The sequence below is a fragment of the Brenneria salicis ATCC 15712 = DSM 30166 genome, assembly GCF_003315515.1.
GTDB lineage: Bacteria > Pseudomonadota > Gammaproteobacteria > Enterobacterales > Enterobacteriaceae > Brenneria > Brenneria salicis.
On sequence record NZ_QNRY01000081.1, the window covers coordinates 1 to 5005 of the forward strand.

5 protein-coding genes, 4 tRNA genes and 1 rRNA gene are annotated in these 5005 nt (G+C 44.6%); 8 read left to right on the forward strand and 2 right to left on the reverse strand.

Features of this window, described 5'->3' with window-relative positions; all coding sequences use genetic code 11:
• The 3 genes from rrf to birA form a co-directional block, all read left to right on the forward strand.
• Nucleotides 1–90, forward strand: a 5S ribosomal RNA gene (gene rrf / locus DES54_RS18190); the annotation flags it as partial.
• Nucleotides 91–236: 146 nt separating this feature from the next.
• Nucleotides 237–1274, forward strand: coding sequence for a UDP-N-acetylmuramate dehydrogenase (murB, locus tag DES54_RS18195; RefSeq protein ID WP_113869766.1), 1038 nt, complete (start codon nucleotides 237–239; stop codon nucleotides 1272–1274).
• Nucleotides 1271–2230, forward strand: coding sequence for a bifunctional biotin--[acetyl-CoA-carboxylase] ligase/biotin operon repressor BirA (birA, locus tag DES54_RS18200; protein ID WP_113869760.1), 960 nt, complete (start codon nucleotides 1271–1273; stop codon nucleotides 2228–2230). The genes murB and birA overlap by 4 nt, the downstream gene beginning before the upstream one ends.
• A gap of 38 nt (nucleotides 2231–2268) precedes the next feature.
• Here birA and coaA read toward each other — a convergent pair whose 3' ends face one another.
• The gene (gene coaA / locus DES54_RS18205; RefSeq protein ID WP_113869762.1) at nucleotides 2269–3219 is read right to left on the reverse strand and encodes a type I pantothenate kinase; all 951 of its coding nucleotides are present in this window, start codon (nucleotides 3217–3219) and stop codon (nucleotides 2269–2271) included.
• Between the two features lie 206 nt (nucleotides 3220–3425).
• Entirely contained in the window at nucleotides 3426–3974 is a 549-nt protein-coding gene (locus DES54_RS18210; protein WP_113869764.1) for a GNAT family N-acetyltransferase, read from the reverse strand.
• Between the two features lie 326 nt (nucleotides 3975–4300).
• On the opposite strand from DES54_RS18210, the gene DES54_RS18215 reads away from it, so the two are divergent.
• From DES54_RS18215 to DES54_RS18235, 5 genes are all read left to right on the forward strand, one after another.
• A tRNA-Thr gene (locus DES54_RS18215) sits at nucleotides 4301–4376 on the forward strand.
• A 15-nt stretch (nucleotides 4377–4391) separates the two neighbouring features.
• Nucleotides 4392–4476, forward strand: a tRNA-Tyr gene (locus DES54_RS18220).
• A 134-nt stretch (nucleotides 4477–4610) separates the two neighbouring features.
• Nucleotides 4611–4685 (forward strand) — tRNA-Gly (locus DES54_RS18225).
• 6 nt (nucleotides 4686–4691) lie between these two features.
• A tRNA-Thr gene (locus DES54_RS18230) sits at nucleotides 4692–4767 on the forward strand.
• A 107-nt stretch (nucleotides 4768–4874) separates the two neighbouring features.
• A partial coding sequence (locus DES54_RS18235; RefSeq protein WP_004146313.1) for a GTP-binding protein occupies nucleotides 4875–5005 on the forward strand: 131 nt, incomplete at its 3' end.

The window sequence follows — 5005 nt, forward strand, 5'->3', positions numbered from 1 at the left end:
ACCTGACCCCATGCCGAACTCAGCAGTGAAACGCCGTAGCGCCGATGGTAGTGTGGGGTCTCCCCATGTGAGAGTAGGGAACTGCCAGGCATCAACTAAGTGGAAAGCCTCCTGCGTAAGCAGGGGGCTTTTTGCGTTGTGGCGGGCTGGAACCTATTGAGATGGTATAAAACAGCACTGATATCCGACTCTGATCAGGTAGACTATTAATATCTGAGTTAATGAGTATGAATGCGATGACGAATAGTGTCATATCACTAAAACCCTATAATTCCTTTTCAATACCGGTTTCTGCGTCATCCATCATAGTGGCTGATACGCCGGAACAGTTAGTTGATGGATGGCAGTGCGCAAATTTATTACATAAGCCTGTGTTGTTGCTAGGTGAAGGGAGTAATGTCCTTTTTCTGGAAGACTTTGCCGGTATAGTTTTGCTTAATCGGCTCAAAGGTATTGTTACAACGGAAGATTGTGAGGGCTGGCATCTCCACATCGGTGCCGGCGAGAATTGGCACTATTTGGTTGAATATACTTTGCAACAAGGTATCGCCGGATTGGAGAATCTGGCGTTAATTCCTGGTTGCGTGGGATCTGCACCGATCCAGAACATTGGGGCTTATGGCTTAGAGCTTCAGCATTTATGCGAATACGTTGATTTATTGGATCTTTCCAAAGGAACGGTAAAGCGTCTTGATGTTGCTGAATGTCAGTTTGCTTATCGCGAAAGCATATTCAAGCATCAATATCGCGATGGGTTTGCTATTACGGCGGTAGGGCTTTATCTGAAGAAAGATTGGAGTCCAATATTGAGTTACGGTGATTTGACCAAACTCGATCCTGCCACCGTAACACCACAACAAATCTTTGATTCCGTATGCCACATGAGATGTAGCAAATTACCCGATCCTACCATTACCGGTAATGCGGGAAGTTTCTTCAAGAATCCTATTGTTACACAGCAGCATGCCGGAGATATTCTAAAAGAATATCCTCATGCGCCTTGCTATCAACAACCGGAAGGAAAAGTAAAACTTGCCGCTGGCTGGTTGATCGAGCAATGCCATTTAAAGGGTTTTCAAATTGGCGGCGCTGCGGTCCACTGCCATCAGGCTCTGGTGCTGATAAACAAGGACAATGCGATAAGTAAGGATTTTGTTGATTTAGCTCGATATATTCGCTATCAGGTTGCTGACAAATTTAATGTCTGGCTTGAACCTGAAGTTCGCTTTATTGCTGCGCATGGAGAGGTAAATGCTGTAGAGGTATTGTCATGAGAGATATTAAAGTTCCCCTTAAACTTATTCAGATCCTGTCGAATGGTGAGTTTTATTCAGGTGAGTTTCTGGGAGAGATGATGGGGATGAGCCGGGCCGCAATTAATAAACATGTCCAGACAATCCGGGATTGGGGAATTGATGTTTTTACGGTAACCGGAAAAGGATATTGTTTACCCGCGCCGATGCAATTACTGGATGAGGAAAAGATTCTTGGTGCCTTACCTGATGGCCGTGTCATGGTTTTACCTGTCGTTGATTCGACAAATCAGTATATTTTAGACAGGTTAGATTCTTTGTCCTCGGGAGATGCTTGTATTGCTGAATATCAGCAAGCTGGGCGTGGTCGGAGGGGGCGACAATGGTTTTCTCCTTTTGGCGCTAATTTATATCTCTCTTTATATTGGCGCCTGGAGCAAGGTCCGGCGGCAGCAGTAGGTGTAAGTCTGGTTATTGGCATGGTGATGGCCGAAGTATTACATAGGCTGGGCGCAGAAGGTGTTCGAGTAAAGTGGCCCAATGACTTATATTTGAAGGATAGAAAACTGGCGGGAATTCTTGTTGAACTGACGGGAAAAACCGGGGACGCGGCCCATTTGGTTATTGGTGCGGGTATTAATCTAGGTATGCGCGAACCGGTAGATAACGTGATTAATCAAGGGTGGATCAATTTACAGGAAGCCGGAATTATAATCGATCGTAATACATTGGCTGTAAGTTTGATTTCAGAAATACGAAAGGCACTGGCTGATTTTGAGCAGTATGGACTGGAGTCTTTTATCTCCAGATGGGAGAAGCTGGATAATTATTTCAATCGTCCCGTCAAATTGATTATCGGCAATCGAGAAATACATGGTATTGACAAGGGGATTGATCGACAAGGTGCGCTGCTTTTGGAAAATAATGGCGAATTAACATCTTATATCGGTGGCGAAATTTCATTGCGTGGTGTTTAAAAAAGGCGATGGTTCATCCCCTGTTAATTTTCTGATATTTATTTTCTTAATCGTACATATTCTACCGCATGATTAGCGCTTTTTGTCATAATAAGACTAGCTCTTTCACGTGTAGGAAGAATATTTTCTTTCAGGTTAAGTCCATTAATATCTTGCCAAAGTTGTGAGGCAATATCCGTCGCTTCTTGTTCTGTCAATTTTGCATAATTATGGAAATAGGAGTTTGGATTTGAGAATGCCCCTTGTCTGAATTTCAGGAAACGGTTGATATACCATTTTTTTAACAGTTCTTCCGGTGCATCGACGTAAATTGAGAAATCCACAAAATCGGAAACAAAAACCCTATGTGGATCATGTGGATAGTCCATTCCACTTTGCAGGACGTTCAAACCTTCCAGAATTAAGATATCAGGTTGCTCCAGAACTTTATTGTTATCAGGCACGATATCGTAGGTTAGGTGTGAATAGGTTGGAGCAATGACCTTTGGGGCGCCGGACTTAATAGCAGAAACGAACTTGACGAGGCTATGCATATCGTAAGATTGCGGGAATCCTTTTTTCTTCATCAAGTTACGATCTTTTAAAACTTTATTTGGATGAAGAAAGCCATCGGTCGTAATGAGTTCAACACTACGATGCTCCGGCCAGCGACTGAGTAATGCCTGCAAGACACGCGCAGTGGTGCTTTTCCCTACCGCGACGCTGCCAGCAATACCGATAATATAAGGGATCTTTTGGCCGTCGGTGCCCAAAAATTGCTCAAGGACAGCCTGACGGCGCAGGTTGGAACTGATGTAGAAATTAAGCAGGCGCGACAGAGGCAGATAGATTTCGGCGACTTCGTCCAATGACAGATCTTCATTAATCCCTTTGAGCTTAACTATCTCTTCTTCCGTTAAGGTTAAAGGGACTGAATTACGTAGGGCTGCCCATTGAAGACGAGTGAATTGTAGATACGGCGTAGCCAAAAATTGATCTCTATTTCTCATAAGTCTGATTCTGCCTGCTTATACAGGTAAGAAAAGGAAGTTCAGCCAACCCAGGTTTTAGTTAGCGGAACTCAGGTCGTAGAACCTTTTCTTTGTATAGTAAATTCCGATTACAGGCAGGTTACCACTTTGCTAGTGGAAAAAAGAAGAGAAAATCGGCTTGATATTCACACGTTGCCACTTTTACAAGGGCATCGAGGTCAATATCAGCTAGCTATCGCTCGCCCAATGTGATTCACCGCGAAGAGTCGTTTGTAATAGATGGCGGTGGGGTGATAATAGCCATCGGGTGTACAGGCATAATCTGGCAGTTCTCCCAGATAGCGATATCCGAGGGTCCGATAAAACATTTCCGCTGGCGAACCTGCTTGGGTGTCCAGATAAAGTAAACCTCGTTGTTGCTGTAGGGCGTTTTTTTCCAGTACCTGCATCAATTTTCTGCCCACCCCCATCCTGCGGGCATGGCTATGTACCAGCAATTTTTGAATTTCTGCCCGGTTTTGCCCATTTGGTTTTTGGCATAATTCCAATTGTACGCTGCCGATCACGCCTTCGAAATCGCGCGCTATCCATAACATGCGCTCACGTTTCGCGATAGAAGGCCGTAAACTATGAAAGTAGCTCTCTGCTTCTTCATGCGATACTGGTGACTGATATCCAATAGATGCACCCTTAGCAACAGCATCAACCAGTAAATCGGCAAGTTCTCCACGATAAACGGGTAACGTAGCGACATTGAGTGATACGATTTTCATAGGTACCTCCTGAACGATGGATAGACCTTTTAGTAAAGCAATATTCATTCCAGGTTTTTGAAGCATTAATCGCATGAAATGTATTCTGCTAGCTCACAGGGTGCTTTTTCAAAGTGCATGGCTTGCATTTTTGGTGCAGGAAATAAGGACGAAATGTGACTATGTGTGCTTTGCAATGGTGTTAAATTTGGCGGTTCTTTGCGCGAATCCTTGATGGTATTGTGAATTCATGTTCAAATTTGGATAAAATCTAGGCGATAGCGCATTTTACGCAATTTTTTTGTTGCATAGGTCGTTCGGTCTACCTAGAATGCGCAGCACTTGATGCCGGCTTAGCTCAGTAGGTAGAGCAACTGACTTGTAATCAGTAGGTCGCCAGTTCGATTCCGGCAGCCGGCACCATCAAGTACACAATCAGGTGGGGTTCCCGAGCGGCCAAAGGGAGCAGACTGTAAATCTGCCGTCACAGACTTCGAAGGTTCGAATCCTTCCCCCACCACCAAATTCAATCCTGGCGACAGGATAAAATCGATGCGGTATGTAACTTGAGGCCGGATCGAAGAATGCGGGTGTATAAGTCTTTTTTATCCCCAAGTTCAAAATCTACAGAGAAATCAGGTAGCCGAGTTCCAGGATGCGGGCATCGTATAATGGCTATTACCTCAGCCTTCCAAGCTGATGATGTGGGTTCGATTCCCACTGCCCGCTCCAAGATGTGCTGATATAGCTCAGTTGGTAGAGCGCACCCTTGGTAAGGGTGAGGTCGGCAGTTCGAATCTGCCTATCAGCACCACTTCTTTTTATTCCTCCTGATTTTCTTTCTGTTAAAAAATTCAGCAAGCAACTGCTTGGTTGATGTGGTGATACCACCGATTTATCCGTGTCTTAGAGGGACAATCGATGTCTAAAGAAAAATTTGAACGTACAAAACCGCACGTTAACGTCGGTACTATCGGCCACGTTGACCATGGTAAAACAACGCTGACCGCTGCTATCACTACCGTTCTGGCTAAAACCTACGGTGGTTCCGC